This window comes from Frankia sp. CeD (genome assembly GCF_000732115.1).
In the GTDB taxonomy this organism is placed as follows: domain Bacteria; phylum Actinomycetota; class Actinomycetes; order Frankiales; family Frankiaceae; genus Frankia; species Frankia casuarinae.
This window is the reverse complement of sequence record NZ_JPGU01000028.1, coordinates 30041-52244: the sequence shown is the minus strand read 5'-3', so window position 1 is coordinate 52244 and position 22204 is coordinate 30041. Positions and strand designations below refer to the sequence as shown.

General features: G+C 69.0%; 14 protein-coding genes and 1 pseudogene. 10 read left to right on the top strand and 5 right to left on the bottom strand.

Going from position 1 to position 22204, the window contains the following annotated elements:
* The first annotated feature begins 103 nt into the window (after positions 1–103).
* The 4 genes from CED_RS14945 (at position 104) to CED_RS14920 (ending at position 7821) form a co-directional block, all read left to right on the top strand.
* Complete coding sequence (locus tag CED_RS14945; RefSeq protein ID WP_035911584.1) at positions 104–3199, top strand: FAD-binding and (Fe-S)-binding domain-containing protein; 3096 nt, start codon at positions 104–106, stop codon at positions 3197–3199.
* A gap of 43 nt (positions 3200–3242) precedes the next feature.
* Positions 3243–4283: an SDR family oxidoreductase gene (locus CED_RS14940; protein WP_035911598.1), complete on the top strand. Its 1041-nt coding sequence runs from the start codon at positions 3243–3245 to the stop codon at positions 4281–4283.
* A gap of 1263 nt (positions 4284–5546) precedes the next feature.
* Entirely contained in the window at positions 5547–6638 is a 1092-nt protein-coding gene (locus CED_RS14925; RefSeq protein ID WP_011436418.1) for an enolase C-terminal domain-like protein, read from the top strand.
* A 139-nt stretch (positions 6639–6777) separates the two neighbouring features.
* On the top strand, positions 6778–7821 hold the full coding sequence (locus tag CED_RS14920) for a S1C family serine protease (RefSeq protein ID WP_035911579.1): 1044 nt from the start codon (positions 6778–6780) through the stop codon (positions 7819–7821).
* Between the two features lie 108 nt (positions 7822–7929).
* On the opposite strand, the gene CED_RS14915 is transcribed toward CED_RS14920, so the two are convergent.
* Complete coding sequence (locus tag CED_RS14915) at positions 7930–10074, bottom strand: SpoIIE family protein phosphatase (RefSeq protein ID WP_160172399.1); 2145 nt, start codon at positions 10072–10074, stop codon at positions 7930–7932.
* Positions 10075–10233: 159 nt separating this feature from the next.
* Positions 10234–12447: pseudogene (locus CED_RS14910) on the bottom strand (PQQ-binding-like beta-propeller repeat protein).
* Positions 12448–12694: 247 nt separating this feature from the next.
* Here CED_RS14910 and CED_RS14905 point away from each other — a divergent pair.
* The 5 genes from CED_RS14905 (at position 12695) to CED_RS14885 (ending at position 16949) form a co-directional block, all read left to right on the top strand.
* Positions 12695–13867, top strand: coding sequence for a cobalamin-independent methionine synthase II family protein (locus CED_RS14905; protein ID WP_011436422.1), 1173 nt, complete (start codon positions 12695–12697; stop codon positions 13865–13867).
* Complete coding sequence (locus CED_RS14900) at positions 13864–14703, top strand: isopenicillin N synthase family oxygenase (protein ID WP_023841231.1); 840 nt, start codon at positions 13864–13866, stop codon at positions 14701–14703. Before CED_RS14905 ends, CED_RS14900 begins: the two co-directional genes overlap by 4 nt.
* 108 nt (positions 14704–14811) lie before the next feature.
* Positions 14812–15477 carry a GPR1/FUN34/YaaH family transporter gene (locus CED_RS14895; protein WP_035911571.1) on the top strand — a complete coding sequence of 222 codons (666 nt, stop codon included), beginning with the start codon at positions 14812–14814 and terminating at the stop codon, positions 15475–15477.
* A 93-nt stretch (positions 15478–15570) separates the two neighbouring features.
* Positions 15571–16350, top strand: a complete 780-nt coding sequence (locus CED_RS14890; RefSeq protein WP_035911568.1) for a phytanoyl-CoA dioxygenase family protein — start codon at positions 15571–15573, stop codon at positions 16348–16350.
* On the top strand, positions 16347–16949 hold the full coding sequence (locus CED_RS14885; RefSeq protein WP_035911565.1) for a phosphonate degradation HD-domain oxygenase: 603 nt from the start codon (positions 16347–16349) through the stop codon (positions 16947–16949). The genes CED_RS14890 and CED_RS14885 overlap by 4 nt, the downstream gene beginning before the upstream one ends.
* A gap of 414 nt (positions 16950–17363) precedes the next feature.
* Here the strand turns inward: CED_RS14885 and CED_RS14880 are convergent, their stop codons facing one another.
* Positions 17364–18377 (bottom strand): GlxA family transcriptional regulator, encoded by a 1014-nt coding sequence (locus CED_RS14880; protein ID WP_023841230.1) that lies wholly within the window; start codon positions 18375–18377, stop codon positions 17364–17366.
* Positions 18378–18478: 101 nt separating this feature from the next.
* On the opposite strand from CED_RS14880, the gene CED_RS14875 reads away from it, so the two are divergent.
* Complete coding sequence (locus CED_RS14875) at positions 18479–19780, top strand: MFS transporter (protein WP_011436428.1); 1302 nt, start codon at positions 18479–18481, stop codon at positions 19778–19780.
* Between the two features lie 75 nt (positions 19781–19855).
* On the opposite strand, the gene CED_RS14870 is transcribed toward CED_RS14875, so the two are convergent.
* Positions 19856–21085 carry an O-succinylhomoserine sulfhydrylase gene (locus tag CED_RS14870; RefSeq protein ID WP_011436429.1) on the bottom strand — a complete coding sequence of 410 codons (1230 nt, stop codon included), beginning with the start codon at positions 21083–21085 and terminating at the stop codon, positions 19856–19858.
* Entirely contained in the window at positions 21082–21804 is a 723-nt protein-coding gene (locus CED_RS14865) for a TenA family transcriptional regulator (protein WP_011436430.1), read from the bottom strand. The genes CED_RS14870 and CED_RS14865 overlap by 4 nt, the downstream gene beginning before the upstream one ends.
* Between the last annotated feature and the right edge of the window lie 400 nt (positions 21805–22204).

Genomic DNA, 22204 nt, shown 5'->3' with positions numbered 1-22204 from the left:
GAGAGTCGGTGCGGGACGCTCGCAGGAGAGGGGNGGGTATGCGCGACTTCCCGATCGACCTGGGGATCAGGCCTGGCGCGGGAATGGGCGCGGGGCGGCCGATATGACCGCGGTCCGGCTTCCTGACCCGGTACGGCGGGTCCGGGCGATGCGTTCTGGTGGTGTGAGCGCGGCGGCGTTGGAGCGGGATCTGGCGGCGCGGGTGGATGGTGAGGTGCGGTTCGACGCCGGCACCCGGGGGGCGTATTCGACGGACGCGTCCAATTTCCGGCAGGTGCCGATCGGGGTGGTGGTACCGAGGTCGGTGGAGGCGGGTGCCGAGGCGGTCGCGGNGTGCCGGGNGCATGACGCGCCGGTGCTGTCGCGGGGNGGGGGGNCGAGCCTGGCGGGGGAGTCGACGAACGCGGCGGTGATGATTGACTGGTCGAAGTACTGCACCGGGCTGTTGTCGGTGGATCCGGATGGCCGGCGGTGCGTGGTGGAGCCGGGCGTTGTACTGGACCATCTCAACGACCTGCTGTCGCCGCATGGGCTGCGGTTCGGGCCGGAGCCGGCCACGCACAACCACTGCACCCTCGGCGGGATGATCGGGAACAACTCGTGCGGGTCGACGGCACAGCGGGCCGGCAAGGTGGTGGACAACATCGCCCGCCTGGAGGTGCTGCTGTATGACGGGACCCGGATGTGGGTGGGGGAGACATCCGACGATGAGTATGTCGAGACCGTGCGTGCGGGAGGCCGTCGGGCGCAGGTGTACCGGCAGGTGCGGGAGCTGCGGGACCACTATCTGGCCGAGATCCGGCGGTGCTATCCGGAGGTGCCGCGGCGGGTGTCCGGCTACAACCTGGACAGCCTGCTGCCAGAAAAGCACTTCCATGTCGCGNGGGCCTTGGTCGGCAGCGAGTCGACGTTGGTCACGGTGCTGCGGGCCGAGCTGGAACTGGTGCCGGTGGTGCCGGCACAGTCGCTGGTCGTGCTCGGCTACCCGGACATCGCCGCGGCCGGGGACGCGGTACGGCGGGTGCTGCCGCACGACCCGATCGCGTTGGAGGGCCTGGACGACAGGCTGATCCACTTCGAGCGGGAGAAGCACCTGTACCCGGAGGCGTTGGCGCTGCTGCCCGAGGGATCGGCCGGCTGGCTGCTCGTGCAGTTCGGCGGCCAGACAACCGAGGAGGCCGACCGCAAGGCCCGGGCGATGCTGGACGACCTGTGCTCCTCGCCGCATCCGCCGGTGGCGTCGTTCTTCGACGACCCGGCCCGGGAGGCCGAGCTGTGGGAGGTGCGGGAGGCGGGACTGGGCGCGACTACCCGGGTGCCGGGCCTGCCGGATACCTGGCCCGGGTTCGAGGACAGCGCGGTCAGCCCGGACCGGCTCGGCGACTACCTGCGCGACCTACGCAAGCTGTACGGCGAGTTCGGGTTCTCCGAGGCGTCGCTCTACGGCCATTTCGGGCAGGGCTGCGTGCACAGCCGGATCCCGTTCGACCTGGTCACCGCCTCTGGGGTGGGCAGCTATCGGGAGTTCTTGGAACGGGCCGCGGACCTGGTCGCCTCCTATGGTGGGTCGCTGTCCGGGGAGCACGGCGACGGCCAGCAGCGCGGCGAGCTGCTGCCGAAGATGTTCGGCGCGGACATCGTCCGCGCGTTCGGTCAGTTCAAGGCGATTTTCGATCCGGGGAACCGGATGAACCCCGGCAAGGTCGTGGCTCCCTATCCGATTGACGACAAACTGCGGCTGGGCGCGGACTGGGAACCCGCCGAGACGGAGACCTTCTTCCGCTACCCACATGACGGGGGCAGTTTCAGCCGGGCGGTGCTGCGCTGCGTCGGGGTCGGCCGCTGCCGCCGCGAGGGCGGCGGTGTGATGTGCCCGTCCTACATGGTCACCCGGGAGGAGGAGCATTCGACTCGGGGCCGAGCCCGGCTGCTGTTCGAGATGCTGGCGGGCCACCCGGACTCGCCGATCCGCGACGGCTGGCGCTCGACAGCGGTGCGCGACGCGCTCGACCTGTGCCTGGCCTGCAAGGGCTGCAAGAGCGACTGCCCGGTGAACGTGGACATGGCCACCTACAAGGCCGAGTTTCTGGCCCACCACTATGCGGGGCGCATCCGGCCGCTGGCTCATTACTCGATGGGATGGCTGCCGCTGGCCGCCAGGCTCGCTTCCCTGGCGCCCCGGACGGTGAACGCGCTCGCGACCGCGCCCGGGCTCACCGACCTGGTGAAGCTCGCCGGNGGGGTGGCCNGGGCANGGGCCATCCCGCCGTTCGCGTCCGAGTCCCTGCAGGCCTGGTACGCCCGGCGCGGGCCGCGAGGATCCGGCCGGCGGGGCGAGGTGGTGCTCTGGCCGGACACCTTTACCAACCGCTTCCACCCGCACATCGGGCAGGCGGCGATCGAGGTGTTGGAGGACGCCGGCTGGCGGGTCGTGACGCCCGGCGGGACGGTGTGCTGCGGCCTGACCTGGATCTCCACGGGCCAGCTGGCCACCGCGCAGCGGGTGCTGCGGCGCACGACCCGGCTGCTGCATCCGTACCTGCGGGCCGGGACGCCGATCGTCGGGCTCGAACCGAGCTGTACGGCGGTCTTCCGCTCAGACGCCGAGGAACTGTTCCCGCGCGACCCCGACGTCTCCCGGCTGCGCCAGCAGACCCTGACCTTCGCCGAGCTGCTGTACGACCGAACGCCCGGCTGGCAACCTCCGTCGCTGGGCCGGCCCGCGATGGTCCAGACCCACTGCCACCAGCACGCGGTGCTGGGTTTCAACGCGGACACCGCGCTGATGCGCGAGATGGGGATGGACCCGCGGGTGCTGGACTCGGGCTGCTGCGGACTCGCGGGCAACTTCGGCTTCGAGCGGGGCCACTACGACGTGTCACAGGCCTGCGGGGAGCGGGTGCTGTTTCCCGCCCTGCGCGACGCGCCCGACGGCGCCTTGGTCTTGGCGGACGGCTTCAGCTGCCGCACACAGATCGAGCAGGGCGAGGCCGGTGGGCGGCAGGCCGTCCATCTCGCCGAAGTGGTGGCCATGGCCCGGTTCGGCGACGTGCCGGCAGCCCGGCCGGAGCAGGCTGTCGAGCGGCCCTCGTCGCCACGGGCCGCGTCGCTGGCGGTATTGCCCGGTCTCGGCGTTGCCGCGGCGGCCGCAGGCGGCCTGGCCGCCCGCGCCGCGGGACAGCGGATCCGTGACCACTGAATATCCCGGCACTGGACGTATCGCGGCACTGGACGGAGGGATGATGCGGAGATCAGCTGACCAGCCGGGCGGCCGGCGCGGAGTGGTGGTGGTCACCGGGGGTTCGGCGGGGCTCGGTCGGGCGATCGTCCGGCAGTTCGCGCGCCGCGGCTACGACGTGGGTGTCCTGGCCCGTGGCGAGGATGGTCTGGCCGGTGCGGTAGCGGACGTGGCGGCGGCGGGCCGGCGCGGCCTCGCGCTGCCCGCGGACGTCGCCGACGCCGCGGGCGTGCAGGAGGCCGCCGAGCGGGCGCGCGCGGAGCTGGGGCCGGTCGACGTCTGGGTCAACAACGCGATGGCCAGCGTCTTCGCTCCCTTTCCCCAGATCACCCCGGAGGAGTTCGAACGCGCCACAGTCACCACCTACCTGGGCCATGTCAACGGAACCCGTGCGGCGCTGCGGCACATGATGGCACGTGACCACGGGGTGATCATCCAGGTGGGTTCCGCCCTCGCCTTCCGCGGTATCCCGTTGCAGTCGGCCTACTGCGGCGCCAAGCACGCCATCGTCGGCTTCACCGAGTCGGTGCTGACCGAACTGCTGCACGACGGCAGCAACGTGCGGGTTGTGATGGTACACATGCCCGCGCTCAACACCGTCCAGTTNNACNNNGTGTGCTCCCGGCTGCGTCNCCNCCCGCGGCCCGTCCCGCCGATCTACCAGCCCGAGGTGGGCGCGCGTGCGGTGGTCCACGCGGCCGAGCACCCACGGCGCAGCATGTGGGTCGGCGTCTCCACCGTCGCCACCATCCTTGGCAACCGGATCGCGCCCGCCCTGCTGGACCGCTACCTCGCCCGCACCGGCTACGCCAGCCAGCAGGCACCCGACGACCACAACCCGATGCTCGGCGAGAACATCTTCTACCCGGTGCCCGGCGACCACGGCGCGCACGGCGATTTCGACGACCGCGCCCACGCCCACAGCCCGGAACTCTGGCTCAGCCAGCACCGCCGCGGGGTGCTCGCCGCCGTGGTCACCGCGGCCGGCATGGGAGTCGGGGCCGGCATGGGAGTCGGGGCCGACCGGATGCCCCGGCACCGGTAGGGGGCCGGCGACGGGCGCGCCGGGCCAGCCTGTTGATCTTTCGGTTGCCTGACGAATCCCAGCGGTAGGGGAGAACGTCCGCCCAGGTGGGAACGCTTACCTTGGCGGCCCGTGCAGATCGGCCGCCGTAGGTGGCACCAAGATTGCCAAAAAAGTCAGTCAGGAGGGAACACTCACTCATGGGCGCATTCGAAGAGGCGAAAGGCAAGATCAAGAAAGCGGCAGCCGATGTGACCGGCAGCGAAGGGCTGCGGCAGGNGGGGCAGCAGCAGGAGGAGAAGGGCCGGGAGCAGCGCGAGGCGGAAGAGGCCCGGGCTCAGGCTCAGGCCCACGAGAGGGAAGCCGAAGGCCACGAGCAGCGGGAGCGGTCCGAACAGGGGACCTGACCACGGTACGGATCGTGGCAACCGAGGCGGTGTCCCNCNGCCNGGNACCAGCCGCGGGNCCAACAATGTGCGGGACCAACAATGTGGCGGATCGGTCGGACCGGGTGGGCGGCGCTCAGGGCCATGCGGACCGGGTGGGGGATCCTGCTGGTGGCGCAGCCCGGGCTGGTTCTGCGGGCCGCGGGCGGCCACTCCTCCAGCCGCGCCCGGCCGGCAGCCGTGCGGGTGCTGGGAGCCCGCCATCTCGTCCAGAGCCTGCTACCGCCGGGCCGGCTTGGCGTCGCTGCGGACTGCCTGCATGCCGCGAGCATGCTCGCTTTCGCCGCGGCCGTTCCCGGGCACCGCCGGCTGGCCTTGGCCGACTCCGTGGTGGCGTCGGCGTTCGCGGCGTCAGCGTTCGCGGCCGAGCAGCCAACCCTGCAGGAGGTCTCCGCGGCGAGGGGACGGGCCGCGCGGGGTGCGGGCGACGGCCCCGGCCAGACCGAGGGCGCNGCCGCCCAGCATCGGCGCTGCCGCCAGCCATAGCCAGCCTGTCCGGATCTGGCTGATCAGACTGGCCTGCAAGTCTCGCAGTACCGCCTGGGCGCTCGCCGGCAGAGCCGGCACCGCCCTGGTGACTCGGTCCCGCCGAAGGCTGGTGCGGCTGCCGCCGGTGCCTTGAGGTGACCGGCGGGTCGCGGGGGCCGAGGNTGTCTCCTGGCTTCGCCAGCCAAGGTGAACGTTCGGAGGAGGATTTCGTGCCGGAGGGCCGCCCAGCCCCGCGAGCCTGGCGGATCTTCCGTGGCCACGGAAGCCAACCTCGCCCACCCCGTCCCGGGGCAGCAGCCTGGGCGACCGGGTAGGCGTGGCGNGCCGCGGTTTCGGGGAGACAGCAGGCATGCCAGCGGTTGAGAGCGTGGAGGTCGCCGCCTACCTGGTGCCGACCGAGCAGCCCGAGTCGGACGGGACGCTGGAGTGGGGTTCCGTCACCCTGGTGGTGGTGACGGTCCGGACCGGCGGCCAGGCCGGTCTGGGCTACACCTACTGCCATCTCGCTGCCGCGGATGTCGTCGCGGGAAAGTTGGCGGCGGTGGTGACTGGCCGGGACGCGTTGCGGGTCGGTGCCTGCTGGTCGGCGATGCAGGCGGCGGTGCGGAACATCGGCCGTCCCGGCATGGCCGCAGAGGCGATCTCGGCGGTGGACATAGCGCTGTGGGATCTCAAGGCGCGGCTGCTCGGTGTCCCGCTGGTGGTGGCGCTGGACGCGGTGCACGACCGGGTCCCGATCTACGGCAGTGGCGGCTTCACGTCCTATCCGGACAGCCAGCTCTGCGATCAGTTGTCGGGTTGGGCGGCGGCGGGTATCCCGCGGGTGAAGATGAAGGTCGGCCGGGACCCGGCGGAGGACCGGAAGCGGGTGGCTGTGGCCCGGCGGGCAGTCGGATCCGACGTCGAGCTCTATGTGGACGCGAACGGGGCGTACAGCCGCAAGCAGGCGTTGATGCTGGCGGAGATCTTCGCGGAGCAGGATGTGCGCTGGTTCGAGGAGCCGGTCAGCTCCGACGACCTGGAGGGGTTGCGGCTGCTGCGGGACCGCGGCCCGGCGGGGATGGACATCGCGGCCGGCGAGTACGGCTACACGTTGTCCGGTCTGGAACGGATGCTGGCCGCGGGTGCTGTCGACTGCCTGCAGGTGGACGTCACCCGCTGCGGCGGCATCAGCGGGTTCCTGCGGGCGGCGGCGCTGTGCGACGCGCGGGGGATCGACCTGTCCGCCCACTGTGCGCCGCAGGTCAGCGTGCACGCCTGCACCGCGGTGTGGCATCTGCGGCACCTCGAGTACTTCCACGACCACGTCCGGGTCGAACATCTGCTGTTCGACGGGGTCCTCGATGCGCGGCCGGACGGGACGCTGGTCCCGGATCGGTCGCGGTGCGGCCTGGGCCTGTCGGTGCGGCAGCGGGACGCCGAACGGTTCCGGGTCCGATGACCGCGGCGTACGGCGAGGCGGACCACAGCACCGGGCCGGACGGGTCGATGCGCTGGGCTGTGTGCGCCGGCCCCGCCCGCTGTGCGTTCGGGCTGTTCTGATGGGTATGGCAGGAGCTTCTGGCGGGTATGGCAGGNGCGTGAGCCGGNTGACCGGCTGGATCAGTGGGATCGTCGCCGCTGCCGCGATGCTGGTGGGCGCCACCGGCTGCGGTACTGGCGGCGGGCCCGGCTCGCCGACGGCGGACCGGGCCGCCGCCGCGGACAGAGCCGGGCTCGGCGCCGTTGCGGGCATCGTCTCCGACGTCGAGCCGTCCGTTGTCACCATCCTGGTCGGGAACGAGCTGGGCAGCGGCATCGTCTACCGCGCCGACGGTGTCATCGTCACCAACCAGCATGTGATTGCCCAGGCATCCGGTGGAAAGGCCGAGGTGGCCTTCGCCGACGGCCGCCGGGTGGCCGGTCGGGTACAGGCCGCCGATGAGATCAGCGACATCGCCGTGGTGAAGGTGAACCGGACCGGCCTACCCGCCGCGACGTTCCGTAAGGATCTGCCCCAGGTGGGCGAGTTGGCGGTGGCGATCGGCAGCCCGCTGGGATTCGAGAACAGCGTCACCGCCGGGATCATCTCCGGCGTGAACCGGAACCTGCCCGTATCCGGTCAGCAGGGTGGGCAGGGGCGGCCGCTGGTGGACCTTATCCAGACCGATGCGGCGATCTCGCCCGGTAACTCCGGCGGGGCGCTGCTGGACAGCCAGGGCCGGGTCGTGGGCATCAACGAGGCCTACATCCCACCGTCGACCGGAGCCTCGTCGCTGGGCTTCGCGATACCGTCCGCGACCGCGGTTGACGCCGTTGAGCAGTTGCTGCGCACCGGGACCGTGAAGCACGCCTTCGTTGGCGTCCAGCTCGCCACCCTCACCTCGGCGATCGCTGAGCGGCTCGGACTGGACGTGCGTGCCGGGGCGCTCGTGCTGGCCGTCGTGCGCGGCGGGCCCGCGGGCAAGGCAGGTGTTCTACCCGGTGATGTCATCCGTAGCTTTAACGGCAAGTCGGTCGCCTCCGCCGGGGAGTTCTCCGCCAGGCTGCGCGAGGTATCCCCGGGTGACATGGTGACGCTAGGCGTCCACCGAGACGGCAGGGACCACACAGTGCAGGTCAGGGTGTCCGACCGGCCCGGCTGAGAGCTTCGCCGCCGATGCGGCGTCCCACCTCGGGGCTCGGCCCGGGGCTTCCGAGGATGCATCGACGCGCCGTCACGCGCCTGGGGACAGCGGGTTCGTGGACGAGATCTAGGTGAAGATTTCCGGGCCGGTGTCAGTGCCGGTGTCGAGTTGGCACCAGACCGTCTTGCCGGAGTGGGTAGGGCGGGTGCCCCACCGGGCAGCGAGTGCATCGACGAGGATCAGGCCACGACCGTGTTCTTCCTGCTCGTTGGGGTGGAGGACACGGGGGAGGTGACTGTCGCTGTCGGAGACCTCGATGTAGAGGGCCGTCGGGACGCTGCGGAGCACGAGTTCGCCGGGGACTCGGGAATAGCGGATCGCATTGGTGACGATCTNGCTCACCAGTAGTTCCGCGGTCTCGATGGTTTCGGGCTGCTGCCAGCGACGCAGCGCGGCGTTGACGGCGTGGCGAGCCTGTCCGACGGCCCTGAGGTCGAGGGTGAGAGGGATGGTAAGGGTGCGAGTGTTGATGGCCGCGGCGGCCCGGACGAGCAGGAGCGCCACGTCGTCGTCTCGATTGGCCTGATCGACCAGGCGCATCAGCCGGTCGGCGGTGGCGTCCGCGGTGCCGGCGTCCGCGAGAGCGTGCTGTAGCCGGCCGATTCCCTGGAAGATATCGATATCGCGTGACTCGACGAGGCCGTCGGTGTAGAGCGCGAGCGTCGCCCCGACGGGGAACGGGTAGCAGGTCTGGACGAAAACTTGCCCGCCGATACCGAGAAACGCGCCGCCCCCGCCGGTCAGGAGGCGGACCCGGCCATCGGGATCACGCAGGGCGGGAGGGGGGTGGCCGGCGTTGGCGAGGACTATCGTCGCGGTGGTGGGCTCAAAGATCGCGTAGACGCAGCTCGCCAAGGCACCGTCAGGCCCTGCCCCGATGGTCTGGGCAAGGTTGTCCAGGTGGGTGAGTACGTCGTCGGCGGGCAGATCGAGTGAGGCGAACGCCCGGCTGGCGGTGCGGAGTTGACCCATGACGGCGGCGGCGGTCACACCGCGGCCGGCCACGTCTCCGATGACGAGAGCTACCCGACCCGCCGAGAGCGGGATGAGGTCGAACCAGTCCCCGCCCACCTCGGCGTCGATCGGCGGACCCGGCTCGGCGCAGGGCGACCGGCCGGGAAGGGAGCCCGGCTCGTACCGCCAGGCGATGTCCATTCCGGCCACGGCCGGGATGTCGGGTGCAAGCAGGCTGCGCTGCAGCGTGACAGAAACCTCCCGCTCGCGAGCGTACGCGCGGGCATTGGCGATGGCGGCTGAGATACGTCCACCAAGGTTGGCGGCCATCTCGACGTCGTCGTCGGTGTAGGTACGCCCGGAAACGCCGACATGTACAACCATGACCCCATGAAAGTAGCGCCCCACCAGCAGGGGCACCGCGATCCCCCAACGCAGCAGCAGCCGCCGGAAGTAGTCGAGGAATCCAGGAGTCTGATATCCGCTGATCAACGATTCATCGTCGGCCGCGTGGTGAAACGGGCGACCCGACGCAAAGGCTTGGTAGATCGGAGAGTTTCGGTGGCAGTAAAGGATCTCTCCGGCGGCTGAGAACGGGATGTCGCAACTTTGCAGGGGCGGACCGGAAACGCGTGTTTTTATGGCGCGCCGCAATTCCAACAGCTCCGGTCGGGCGTCTGTGTCAAGGGGTTCGTCGAGCAGGTACACGCTGCAGGNGTCGGCGAATTCCGGTACCATAAAATCGGCTATACTCGCCAGTGTGGCGTCCAGTTCCAGGGATCGCCCGACGAGTGTGCTCGCCCGGGTGAGCAGCCGCAGTCGCCGCTCTGCTTCCGCATGCTTCCGCTCGGCACGGCGCTGATCCGTCACATCGACCAGCGTCACGCCAACCGCCGCGGGCACCCCCTCACGGTCCCGGAGCGGAAAGTGCGAAAAGCGCCAGGTGCGTTCCTCCTGCGGGAAAGCCACGCTCCTGCCGATGATCTCCGTGTCTTCAACTGATTCACCGCTGGCCAGGACCCACCGGGCAAGCTTCCACACCCGCGGGTCCATATCCGGCAGCAGCTCGGGGATGGATGTTCCCGCCAGTTGCTCGGGAGACAGGCCGTATATTTCCCGAAAGGACCGGTTGCTCCGTCGCACCCGCAGATCCGGATCGATAATTACCATCGCCGTCGGACTGAAATCGATCAGTTGCGTGCCCAGTAGCGAATCGAAACCGGCATCCAGTGCGTAGTCCGACGAAACGTCCGACAAGGTTCTCCTCGGCTCAGACGTCATTAAATCACATCCCCCTGTGTGGAATGATCATCTCCTGGTCTAATACCCAGGAACTTAGGATCAAATCAGGCCTGGGACTACGGTGGGTGGCGGTCCCGCGGGTAGGTGCCAGAATTCGGTTGCGGATGGCGCTGGTCATGAGGCAGACCGCGATGCCGGACCGGCAAGCATGGGGCGGGTTGCGGTGGCGTTGATGTCGAGCAGGTGAACGACCGCGTCGGTGCTGAGCACGACGAGGGTGTTCGATCCGAGCAGGACAGGCTGGGTGGTGACGGGCGCCGCNACGTCGCCGACCAGCAGCGGACCAGCGGGGCTGTCCAGTTGCCAGATACTGCCATCGAGCAGCACGATCATCGGTCCGAGTGGGGTATGGACGGCAGTGGTGGGCGCGCCGGTACCAGTGGACCGGTAGGGACCGTAGGCGGGGCGCAGCCCGTGCAGGTGCTGGCGGTCGAGGATGCCGCCGTGATCCGGGTCGAGCCGGTGCGCGATGCCGTCGCCGGTGACGAGCACGANTGCCTCGTCGGTGACCAGGGGAGCGGCTGTGGAGAAGCGGCCGGTCAGGGTGGTGCGCCACCGAGTCTGGCCGGTGGAGAGGTTCAGCCGCTCGAGGGTGGGTCCGGCGGTACGGAGCAGCAGCGCATCGGTCCCGTCAATGGCGACCAGCGAGCTGGAGGGCGGTGGTGTGCCGGGCGGATCGGTCCAGGTGATGGTGCCGTCGCGCAGGTCCAGGGCGGTCAGGCCCGGGGTGGGGCCGCCGAGGGGCAGCACGGCCAAGCGGTCGGTGGCCAGACCGGTTCCGTAGGTGAGCAGGGTGTCGACCTGGCCGAGCTGGTCGCGGTGCCAGGCGATATCCCCGGTGTCGAGGTCCAGGCAGGTGACGCCGCCGACGTCACCGACGATCAGCCGGCCCGCCGCGGTGAGGATGGGGGTGGCTAGCAGCCGGCGTCGCTGCCGGTGTGGGAGGTGTCGGGTCCAATGGGGTGCGCCGGTGGCTGGGGCGAGCGCGGTGAGGGTGCCCGCATGGCTGCACGCCAGGATCTGGTCATGGCCGGCGAGAACGCCGGTGATGGGGTCGTCTGCGGCGCGCACCGTCCACAGCACGTCGACTCGGCTGTCGTTACTGCCGGTGTTGGAGGGGTGTAGGCNNGNNANNNGTCCTGCGCCGTGGGTGTCGGTGCTCGGTGCGATGACGGTGCCGGCGATGGTCGCGAGGGTGCCCAGATGTTGATGGGCGCCGATCGAGTGGCTGGTGGTGCGGGGCGAGGCCGGGGCATCGGCGCGAGACGTGGTCGGTGACCGTGGCGGTTTCGGTAGCGCCGGGATCGTGTCGTGCCGTAGATCCATAGTTCTCAAGCCGGGGGNGAGGGNGATGAGGCGGAGCTGCGGTGGTGACCAGTCCAGTCCGCCGAAGCTGGCTGCGGGCGTGCTGAGCAGGTGACAGCCGCCGACGTTGCGCTGCGCGTCGGCATGCCAATGTCCCGACAGGACGGCGAGGAGGCTGTCGGGTGCGGCACTGTAGCGGATCAGTTCGAGTGTGTCGTGGTCGGGCTGGTCGTGGGTGAGCACGACGACTGGCAGCCCGGGGGTTCGGGTGGCGAGATCGGTGATTATGAAGCGTTGCTGATCGGTGTCATCGATCGCGCACCAGGCGCTGAACCAGTCCAGGGCGAGGAGGTGCACGCCGGCCAGGTCAGCTGACCACCAGCGCGGGCCCATGGCCTGCTCGTAGCGGGTGAGGGTAGCCGCGCCGAGAAACCCGCCACCGTGGGGGGTGTCGCTGGGGTGGGGTTGGTGGCGGTGGCCGTAATGGTCGTGGTTACCCGGCACGATCTCTACCGGCAGCGGCGCTGCGGCGAGGGAGTCGAGTACGCGCCTGAACTCTTCGGGTGTGCCGTGGTCGGTGAGGTCACCGGTGATCACGGCGAATGCCGCGCCGTGGTCGGCTGCGGTCCGCAGCGCGNGGTGCAGGCCGCTGGTGGTGTCCGTCTGGTCGCCGTAGCGGGCGGCGAGCTCGACCGCCTGGGACGGGTCGCCGTCGATCGCGCTGACATGCGTGTCCGTGATGTGCGCGAATCGCAGCTCCCCTGAGGGAGCCGAGGGTGGTTGTGGATCGCTGCCGGTGCGGCTTGGGTGCAGCTGAAACAGCACCGGCTCCCCCGCTGCCGGGTGCTGCCACCAGCGGCCCGTCCAGCCGTTGGGGCGCCGGGCCCAGACCGGGCGCCCCGGCACGGTGCGGAGGCTGAACGAGCCGTCGTCGCGAGTGAATGTCCAGGTCCGCCCGTCGCTTACCGCGATCCCTGCGAGCGCGTTGCCGTGGATGGTGAGCACGGCGCCGATGATCTGCATGCCTGAGTCTAGTCTCCGACAATAGATCATTTACAACCCTTCGCATCATTATGTATGTAATTTCCTTACGGAAGTAAGATGTTGTTTAGATAAAGTTTCCCTTGGCCTGTCAGTGTCACCGCCATGACCCCACCCGGCCTCGCGCTGCCACCGCAGTCACAGGGGGCGGCCTCGACGAGGCTGTCCGGGTGGCCGGTGCTGTCCGGAACCGTCTGTACCGCTTAGTCCACTTGATGGAGGAACTGTCATGAAACTCAGCAGCGACCGCATCCTGACCACGCACACCGGCAGCCTGCCCCGACCGGCCGGGCTGGCCGAGCTGATCCGGGCCCGGGAACAGGAGACCCTCTCGGTCGCGGACGCCGAGTACCTGCCCGAGCGGATCGCGGACGCGGTTGGCGTGGTCGTCGGCCATCAGGCGCAGGTCGGGCTGGACGTGATCAGCGATGGCGAAATGAGCAAGATCGGGTACGCCACCTACGTCAAAGAACGCCTCACCGGTTTCGACGTGGACGTTGCCGTTCCCGAGGGCGGCGGCCTGTCGATCGCTGATCTGGACGACTACCCTGGCATGGCCGAACGTTCCCTGGCCGGCTTGGAGACCGCGACACCGACCTGTACCGGTCCGATCAGCTACACCGGCACCGCCTTGCTCGATACCGATCTGGCCAACTTCGCAGCCGGCGTCAGCTCAATCTCGGCAGGATCGGGTCAGCCGACCGAGCGGTTCATGAATGCCGCGTCACCTGGAGTTATCGCGCTCTATCTTCCGAACCAGTTCTATGCCAGTTTGGATGAGTACCTGTTCGCGTTGGCCGAAGGAATGAGGGCCGAGTACGAGGCGATCACCGCAGCCGGGCTGGTCCTGCAGATCGACGCCCCGGATCTGGCGATGGGTCGGCACATCCAGTACGCGCACCTGTCCGAGCAGGGATTCCTGGACCGGCTGCGCGTGCACGTTGAGGCGATCAACCACGCGCTACGCAATATCGACCCGGCGAGGGTGCGGGTGCACCTGTGCTGGGGCAACTACCAGGGCCCGCACCACAAGGACGTCGGCCTGGACGTCATCCTGGACACGATCATTCAGCTCAAGGCCGATGGGCTGGTATTCGAGGCCGCCAATCACCGCCACGCACATGAATGGCAGGTGCTGGCCGACGCGAAGATTCCCGAGCAGAAGGTCCTCATCCCGGGTGTCATCGACACCTCCAGCGTCTACGTCGAACACCCCGAACTCATCGCCCAGCGCATCACCCGCTTCGCCGACATCGTCGGCCGCGAGCGCGTCATCCCCGGAACCGACTGCGGCTTCGCGTCCTTCGCCACCTTCCTCGCCGTCGACGAGAGCCTGGCCTGGGCGAAACTCGAATCCCTCACCGCCGGCGCTCGACTGGCCAGCGATCGACTGTGGTCATGACCAGCACCACCCCGACCCACAGCACGACCGAGCACGACGCGGCGCTGCCGGTGCTCGACCTGCGCGAGTTCGACCCTGGCACTGATCCCGCGGTGCGCAGCCGGTTCCTTGAGCGACTGCGCGAGACCTGCCATGACGTGGGTTTCTTCTACCTGGTGGGGCACGGCATCGGTGACACCCTGTTCCGGGAGGTCGAGGAGGTCACCCGAGCGTTCTTCGCTCTGCCCGAAGCCGATCGAATGGCGATCGCGATGACCCGGTCGCCACACTTCCGTGGCTACACCCCACTGGGTGGTGAACTCACGAACGGTCGGGCCGACCGGCGCGAGGAGATCGACCTCGGCGAGGCCACCATCAAAGCCATCCACTACCCTCCGTCCGGACCTGGCTGCGATCATCAAGGCGTTGGCACCCACCGGGACTTCGGGCTGCTCACCTTCGTCCTGCAAGACGCCGTCGGTGGACTGCAGGTGGAGCGCGACGGATGCTTCTTCGACGTCCCGCATCTGCCCGGCGCCCTGGTCGTCAATCTCGGCGAAATGCTGCAGCTCGCCACCCACGGCTACCTCAAGGCCACCGTCCACCGCGTCATCAGCCCACCCGCTGGCGTGCGGCGATTCTCGGTTATCTACTTCTTCAACCCGCGCCTGGACGCCACCCTCACTCCCATCGACCTGCCCGCCGAACTTGCCGCCCAGGCAACGGGCGGACACAGCGCTGACCCGGACAACCCCATCCTCGCTACCTACGGCGAGAACATCCTCAAGGTGCGGCTGCGTGCCCACGCCGACGTCGCGCAACTCCACCACGCAGATTTGCTCGCCGCCGAGAGCTGACCTGATCCACCGGCACACCGCAACCCGCCTTCGTGCTGGCCCGCGCGCCCCGCGCCCCACGGCTCCCACGCGCGCCCAGTCATCCCCTGAACAGAAAGGCGATCCGCCATGACCGTTGATGCCCCGCCCGCATCGGTGGCAACGCATGTACCGCTACTGACCGAGGCCGAAACCCCGCCCGACCCACCGGTCACGAACCCGCTGCGAGGCAACCCCGGCATCGTCGGCATCCCGATTACCATCGCTGGCGCGCTCGGACTCGGCTTGGTCGACGCCGGCTACGTGCCCGCCGAGGCCGCCGCCGCCGGCATCCCGACCATCCTCGCCGCAACCTCGATCGGGCTGCTGCTGGCTACCGTCTGGGCCGCCGCGCTCGGGCAAAATGCCTCGGCTAGCCTGTTCGCCGTTTTTTTCGGCTTCTACGCCAGCTACGCCGCACTCGCCCTCGGACTCGGGCACAACTGGTACGGCATCCCCGATGCCCAGATCGTGCACACGCAAGCCATCTGGCTGATCTGCTGGCTGGTCACCATTGCCATGCTCACTCTGGTCACCATACGGCTACCTNGGAGCTTCACCCTGCTCCTCGGCCTGGTCGACGTCGCCCTCGTCCTGCTGCTCGTCGGCACCCTGGAGGCCAACACCACCTTCATCCATCTCGGCGGGNACGTGGTCTTCGCCTTCGTTGCCGTCGCCGTCTACCTGTATGTCGATCTTATGTGGAGCGAGACCGGTGGCCGTGGACTTCCTCTCGGTAAGCCTCTCGTATCTTGACTCGGTCGCTGTAACAAAGTTGCATCACAGCGTCTCTTCTTGATACAAGAGTTACACAGACGTTCTGGTTGACCGGCTCCTCGGAGGCTCACGTTGCTGACCGATTCCCTTGACCTCACGACCTGGCAGGCCAGTGGCGTTCTTCTCATGGACGGCTTCCTTGGCCCGGAGCGCCTGCGGGAGGTGCGACGCTGGGTCGATGAGATCGAGGCCCTGCCGGGCCGCGAGGACGGTCTGCTGCAGTACGACGAGACCACCGGGGACGGATTCTCGGTGCGGTGCCGCACCGAGAACATCGTGCCCTTCCATGACGGCATGCGTGCCTTGCTCACCCGGGGCACGCTGCTCGACATTGCCAGCATGTTGCTCGGCGAGCCCGCCGTCCTCTACAAAGAAAAGATCAACTATAAGGAACCCGGCGGCGCCGGGTTCGCCCCACACCAGGACGCGCCCGCCTACCCCTTTGTCCGGTCCACCATCACCTGCATGATCGCTATCGACGATTCCACCACCGACAATGGCTGCCTGGACGTCGTCGAAGGCATGCACCACGAGCCGCTCCCCACCGACGATGTCGGCTGCATCCCCGCCAGTCTCGCCGAGACCCTCCTCTGGAAACCCGTCCCCGTCCGCGCTGGGTCGTTGCTCTGGTTCAACTGGTACGTCCCGCACCGCTCCNGAGTCAACACCTCACCACATCGTCGCCGGGCCATCTACCTCACCTACAACGCAGCCTCCGACGGTGACCACCGCCACCACTACTACCAGGAAAAGCAGCACCGCCTAGCCGCCGGCACCGACCGAATCAGCCTCATCGGCCACTTCACCGGCGACAGCCACGTCAGCGCCCGGGGCGCCGAGGAATCTGCATGAATACCGACCGGCTCCTCCACGGCACCTTCACTGGCGCGGACGAGTTCTGCGATGAACTGTTCGCCTACCTCACCGCCGTTGGCCAAAGTCAATACGACGAAACCGTCACCCAACTCGAACACGCCCGGCAAACCGCCGCCCTCGCCGAAGCCGACGGCTATGACCAGGCCGCGCAGGTCGCCGCGCTGCTGCACGATATCGGCCATCTCCTCCTCGACGAACACGACGCGCACCACAATTTCCTCGCCGAAGACCTCCATCACGAAATCGTCGGAGCACGCTACCTGACCCGATGGTTCGGCCCCGATATCGGCACTCCGGTCGCGCTGCACGTCAAAGCCAAGCGCTATCTCGTGGCCACCGACCCCGCCTACGCCAACAGCCTGTCCGTAGCCTCCACCCGAAGCCTACGCGTCCAAGGCGGCCCGATGACTGGCAGAGAAGTCGATGCCTTCCTTTGCCTGCCACATGCCGACCTCGCCATCGCGTTGCGTCGATGGGACGACAACGCCAAGCGAGCCGGCGTCGCGGTACCGGAACTTGACCATTGGNGTCCGGCTGTCTGCCGGCTGGTCAATGAGGCTTCCGCGGTGGTTTGACAGGCGGGTATGGCCCCTGACCGCCCGTCATCCGTGAAGGCGAGGAACGCGTACTGTTCTGTGCGGGTCAGGCCCGTGCCGCGGGCGATACTCGTGCCCGCCGACGCGGAAGTCCAGCTCGTGATGGGCTGTCCCCGGCTCGTTGGGTAGATGGAACCAGCGCTTTCGTATTGCGAAGTCAGCGAAATCGGCCAAGATATGACTTGGCGCTGCCGCCAGGTGCGGGCCAGGGTGAACAACCCGTGAATGAGGGGTGAGCCTGCCGCCGTTGATACGGTGTCGCTGTCCGCTTCGCCGGTGAACTCGGCAAGGGTCGCGCCAAAGTCGGCGCACACGCCGCGCATCGTCCGTTCGCAGGCGTCGAGCATCGCCTCATCGAACACGCCACGCCGGTACTTCGTCTGGACCCGGCTGTTACGGGGCGAGTTCGTCGGCACGCCCACTCGCTCGGCGCGGGCGGCCCTGGTAGGAGGCGCGGTAGGCGGACGGCGTGTTGGCGGCGTCGCGGGCGAGGTGGATCCGCAGGTTGGCGGCGGTCCCCAGTCCGCAACGGGCGGCGATCCGATCCACCGGCAGGTCGGTCACCTCGAGCAGCAGCCGCGCCTCGGCGATCCGGTGGGCGAGCAGCCACTGCCTGGGCGTGACGCCGTACTCGGCGATGAAGCGCCGGGCGAACGTGCGCGTCGCGTAGCCAGCGTGGCCGGCGAGATCAGCGACGGACAGTGGCTCGGCGAGCCGTTCCAGCGCCCAGTCGCAGGTCGCGGCCAGCCTGCCAGGACCGCCAGAGCCGGGCTTTGGACCGGGCACCGGGCGGCGTAACAGCTGGGCTTGGCCGCCTGCGCGATGGGGCGCCACCACCAGCCGGCGGGCGACGCGGGTGGCGACGGCACTGCCGAGGTCGCGCCGCAGTATGTGCAGACACAGGTCGATCCCCGCGCACACTCCGGCGCTGGTGAGGATCCGCTCCCCGTCGACGTAGAGAACGTTCGGGTCCACCTGCACCGTCGGATGGCGGGCGGCGAGGTCGCCCGCGTCCTCCCAGTGGGTGGTGGCCCGCTGACCGTCGAGTAGCCCGGCGGCAGCGAGGGCGAACGCTCCGGTGCACACCGACATCAGTCTGACGCCGCGGTCGGCAGCCGCGCGCAGCGCGTCGAGCACCCCTGGTGCGGGTGTGACCAGTGGGGCGTACCCGGGGACGACGACGGTGTCAGCGGCATCCAGCGCGGCGAGCCCGTGCGCCACCTCCAAGGCGAAGCCGGTGGTGGTGGGCAGCGAGCCAGGCTGCTCCGTGCACAGCGTGAACGTGTAATGCTCGGCCAGGTCCAGGTGGCCGAACACCTGGGCCGGGATCGCGAGGTCCATCGCGACGGTGGCCGGGACCGCGAGGGCCACCACGGCGTGGCGAGTGGCCGTTTCCTTATGCAGCACGGCAGAACAGCCTATTCCGCTGCGCACTCGGCGCCCGGCACTCTGGCCTCGTGTCCAGCAAGCCGCTGCCCCGCCGGGCCGACCCGAAGGATGCGGACCCGATGACGACTCGAGACGCCGCCGACGCACCTGAAGTCGCGTCCCCTGCTGGTCGTAGCCGGCGGAACACGGCGCTGATTTTCGCCGCGACGCTCGCGTTCACGCTGTCGCTGGCCGGGTCGGCGTTGAAGAACACGATTCAAGTGGACTTCTCGCCGATCGCAGTGGACCTTGGTGTCAGCCGCGGGACGTTCGCCTGGTCGACGACGGTCTTCGCTGTGGTCATCGCGGTGGCGAGCCCGGTCGTCGGGGTGCTGGCCGATCGGTTCGGCGGCGCGGCCGTGCTGGTCAGCGGAACGGTGCTCGCCGGTGCCGCCTTCCTGATCTGCGCGGCGGCGCCGGGGGTGTCGCTGTTCGCGTCCGTCTACGGCGTGCTCGGCGCCTTCGCCTTCACGATGCTCTCGTACGTTCCATTGGGAAAGCTTGCCAGCGAGCTGTTCACCGCCCGCGGGGAGGGCCTGGCGTACGCGGTCATGACGAACGGCCCGGCTGTCGGGTTCATCGTGCTGGTGCCGCTGTGGGTGTGGCTCGGCGCGTTCGCGTCCTGGCGGGCCGTCTTCGTCGTCGCCGGTCTGTCGATGCTCCTCGTGCTGACCCCACTTGCGCTGCTGCTGTATCGGCTGTCCGGCCAGGACGAGCCGGCGCCTACGGCGACGCCGGGCACACCCGGGACCGCGGACGACGCGCGGCTCGGCTTCGGGGACCGGTTGCGGCTGGCAGCCGCCAACCCTGTGTTCCTGGCGCTGACCGTCGCGTTCACCGGCTGTGGGATCACGATGGCGTTTGTCGACGTTCACCTGGTCACCGATCTGCACGAACATGGCATGAGCCCGGGTGTCGTCAGTGGCACCCTCGCCATGCTGGGCGTCTTCGAGATCCTTGGCTCACTGGCCGCCGGCCGAAGGTGTGACCGGGGCCGGGTCCGGCAGACCCTGCTTGTCGGTTACGCGCTGCGCGGCGGGGCGATGGTGCTCGTCGCCTTCGACGCGACCGTAACCGCCTCGCTGGCCTTCGGGGTCATCTTCGGGGCGAGCTATCTGGCGACGGTGGTCGCGACCACGCTGTGGATTGGCCGGGTGCTGCCCGAGGGCGCCCGGGCCACCGGCCTCGGTCTGCTGTGGACGCTGCACAGCATCGGCGCCGCTCTCTCCAGCCAGCTGGGCGCGCTGGTCGCCGACTCGTACAACTCCTATACGCAGGTCGCGATGGGCGAGGCGCTGCTGGTCGGGGTGTCGTTCCTGCTGATCGCCCGGCTGCCCGCGCCACGCCCGGCGGCCGTCCCCGCCGGCGCTTCCCGGCAATGAGCGGTCTGCGTGGCACCCTGTCGAGCCCTGGAAAAACCGGCTGGCCTGGCGCCTGCGGGGCTGTCGGCTGCGGGTTCATCGGGCGCGGGCCCCGGCAGGCCTGGTCGCTGCGAACGCCCGGGCCAGATCGGCGACGATGTCCTCGACGTCCTCCAGGCCGACCGATAGGCGCAGCAGGCCGTCGGTGACGCCGGCGGAGTCGCGCTGTGCCGGCGTGAGCCGGCCGTGGGTGGTGCTTGCCGGATGGGTGATCATCGACTTGGTGTCCCCGATGTTTGTCGTGTTCGACACGAGCTCAAGCCGGTCGACAAACGACCAGCTGGCCTGCTGGCCGCCGTACAGCTCGAAGCTGATCACTCCGCCGTGCCCGGACTGTTGGGCGGCTACCAGCTCCCGCTGCGGGTGATCCGCGCTGCCGGTGTAGTGCACCGCCCGTACGTCCGGTTGGTCGGCTAGCCAGGCAGCCACCACCGCCGTGTTGGCGTCGTGCGCCCGCATCCGCACCGGCAGCGTCTCCAGGCTCTTCAGGAAGATCCACGCGTTGAACGGGCTGAGGCTCGGGCCCGCGGTGCGCAGCACACCGTGCAGCTCGGAGATCAGGCCCGCGCGGCCGGCGACAACGCCGCCGCCGCAGCGGCCCTGACCGTCGATGTACTTGCCGGCGGAGTGCAGAACGAGGTCTGCGCCAAACACGATCGGTTGCTGGAACACCGGGGTGCACAGGGTGTTGTCGACCAGCAGCAGCGCGCCGGCGGCATGTGCGAGCTCTGCGAGGTACCTGATGTCGGCCACGGCCATTACCGGGTTCGTGGGGCTCTCAACGACGAGCATCCTGGTCTGCGCACGCATTGCGCGCGCCCAGGCGGCCGGGTCGGTCACCGGAACGACGGTCGTCATGACGCCGAACCGGTCCAGATAGTGAGCATAGAGCCGGGTCGTGGTGCCGAAGACACCCTCCGCAAGCAGGACATGGTCCCCGCCGCGCAGCAGCCCGAGCGACACCGCCAAGAATGCGGCCATCCCGGACGCGGTCGCTACGGCGGACTCGGCACCCTCCAGCCGCGCGACGCGCTCCTCGAACGCGCGCACCGTCGGGTTCGTGAACCGGACGTAGACGTTGCCGGGGCGCCGCTGCGCGAACTTCTCCGCCGCGTCGTGCGAGTCGTCGAACAGGTAGCTCGACGTGAGTACCAGCGCCTCGCTGTGCTGGTCGTCAACGGACTGGCGATGGCCGGCACGCACCGCCTCCGTCGCCAGTCCGCGGCGGGTGCCGGAGGCCGTACGGTTGGAGGACGGAGGCGTCATGCGGGCAGCAGCCGTCCGGCCAGGTATTCCTGGTAGATGCCCTCGTACATGCCGTAGAACAGCTCGCAGGTATGCGCTACGGCGTAGAGCGCCTCCTGCTGCATCTGCTCCGTCGTGCACAGGTCTGCGACGAGGTCGAGGCCCTGCTGAGTGTGGGTGATGTCCTCGACCTGGTGCACCGAGAAGAACAGCAGGTCCCTCGGCTCGAGCCCGTACACCCGACCGAACAGGATGTCGCGGCTCTCGCTGCCTAGCTTCTCCAGGTTCTGCCCCTCGCTCGCGATGGTGACCGCGGCGGCACCGACGTGATAGCGATCCGGATCCTTCACCGCCGCGAGCCGGTAGTCGATCAGCTCCTGGGTCGTCGGCAGCGCGACGGCGGCATCCCGGGTCTCGTCGTCGATCCCGATCGCTAGCAGGAAGTCCTGCATCAGCTTGACGTGGTTCCGCGTCTTCGAGATCCGCCCGGTCTCCTCCTCGTAGAGGTTGTGCAGCAGGCGCCGCTTGTGCCGGGGGAGCGGGCAGTAGAAGAACAGGTGCTCGACGTAGGTAAGGAAGTGCTTGGTGAGCTGGTAGCCCTGTAGCGCTACCTGCTGGAGGAAACGCGGCTGAGGGTTGTCCGCGTCCAGTAGAAGCCCGAACACCGGGTGGGCGATGGTGAGGTGCTGGTGCAGGGTCTCCTCCAGGGACGCCCTGAACCTGTCCCGCGGGAGCGTCATCGGCTCGTCCTCTCTGCGATGGCGGCTTGTGGGGNGGTGTGGCGGCGAGNGGGNTCGGCACGACGGGCCAGCCGGTCGGCCGTGACGGCCTGTAGCTCGGACACGGCGTGAGTCATGTAAAGGCCGCGGTGGCTGATGCCCCGCACTCGGCTGTAGTCGTCCAGCACGCCGTAGGTGGTGAACCCGAAGCCGCTCCAGACCCGGTGGGCTGGGGAGCCTTCGCGGACGTCGATGAGAACGCGCTCCACCCCGACGTCGGCGAGTCGCTCGCAGACGGCGAACACGAGCTCGATCACCGCACCGGTGCGACGGATCCGGGGACGCAGGTATGCCTTGCTGACCTCGCTGAGATGCCGGCAGTTCGGCATCGAGTTCAGGGCGACGACGCACATCGCGCAGA

Coding starts and splice junctions, on each gene's coding strand:
- CED_RS14900 (WP_023841231.1), top strand. CDS start 13,864: ATGACCAGCACCACCCCGACCCACAGCACGACCGAGCACGACGCGGCG.
- CED_RS14870 (WP_011436429.1), bottom strand. CDS start 21,085: ATGACGCCTCCGTCCTCCAACCGTACGGCCTCCGGCACCCGCCGCGGA.
- CED_RS14905 (WP_011436422.1), top strand. CDS start 12,695: ATGAAACTCAGCAGCGACCGCATCCTGACCACGCACACCGGCAGCCTG.
- CED_RS14925 (WP_011436418.1), top strand. CDS start 5,547: ATGCCAGCGGTTGAGAGCGTGGAGGTCGCCGCCTACCTGGTGCCGACC.
- CED_RS14865 (WP_011436430.1), bottom strand. CDS start 21,804: ATGACGCTCCCGCGGGACAGGTTCAGGGCGTCCCTGGAGGAGACCCTG.
- CED_RS14875 (WP_011436428.1), top strand. CDS start 18,479: ATGACGACTCGAGACGCCGCCGACGCACCTGAAGTCGCGTCCCCTGCT.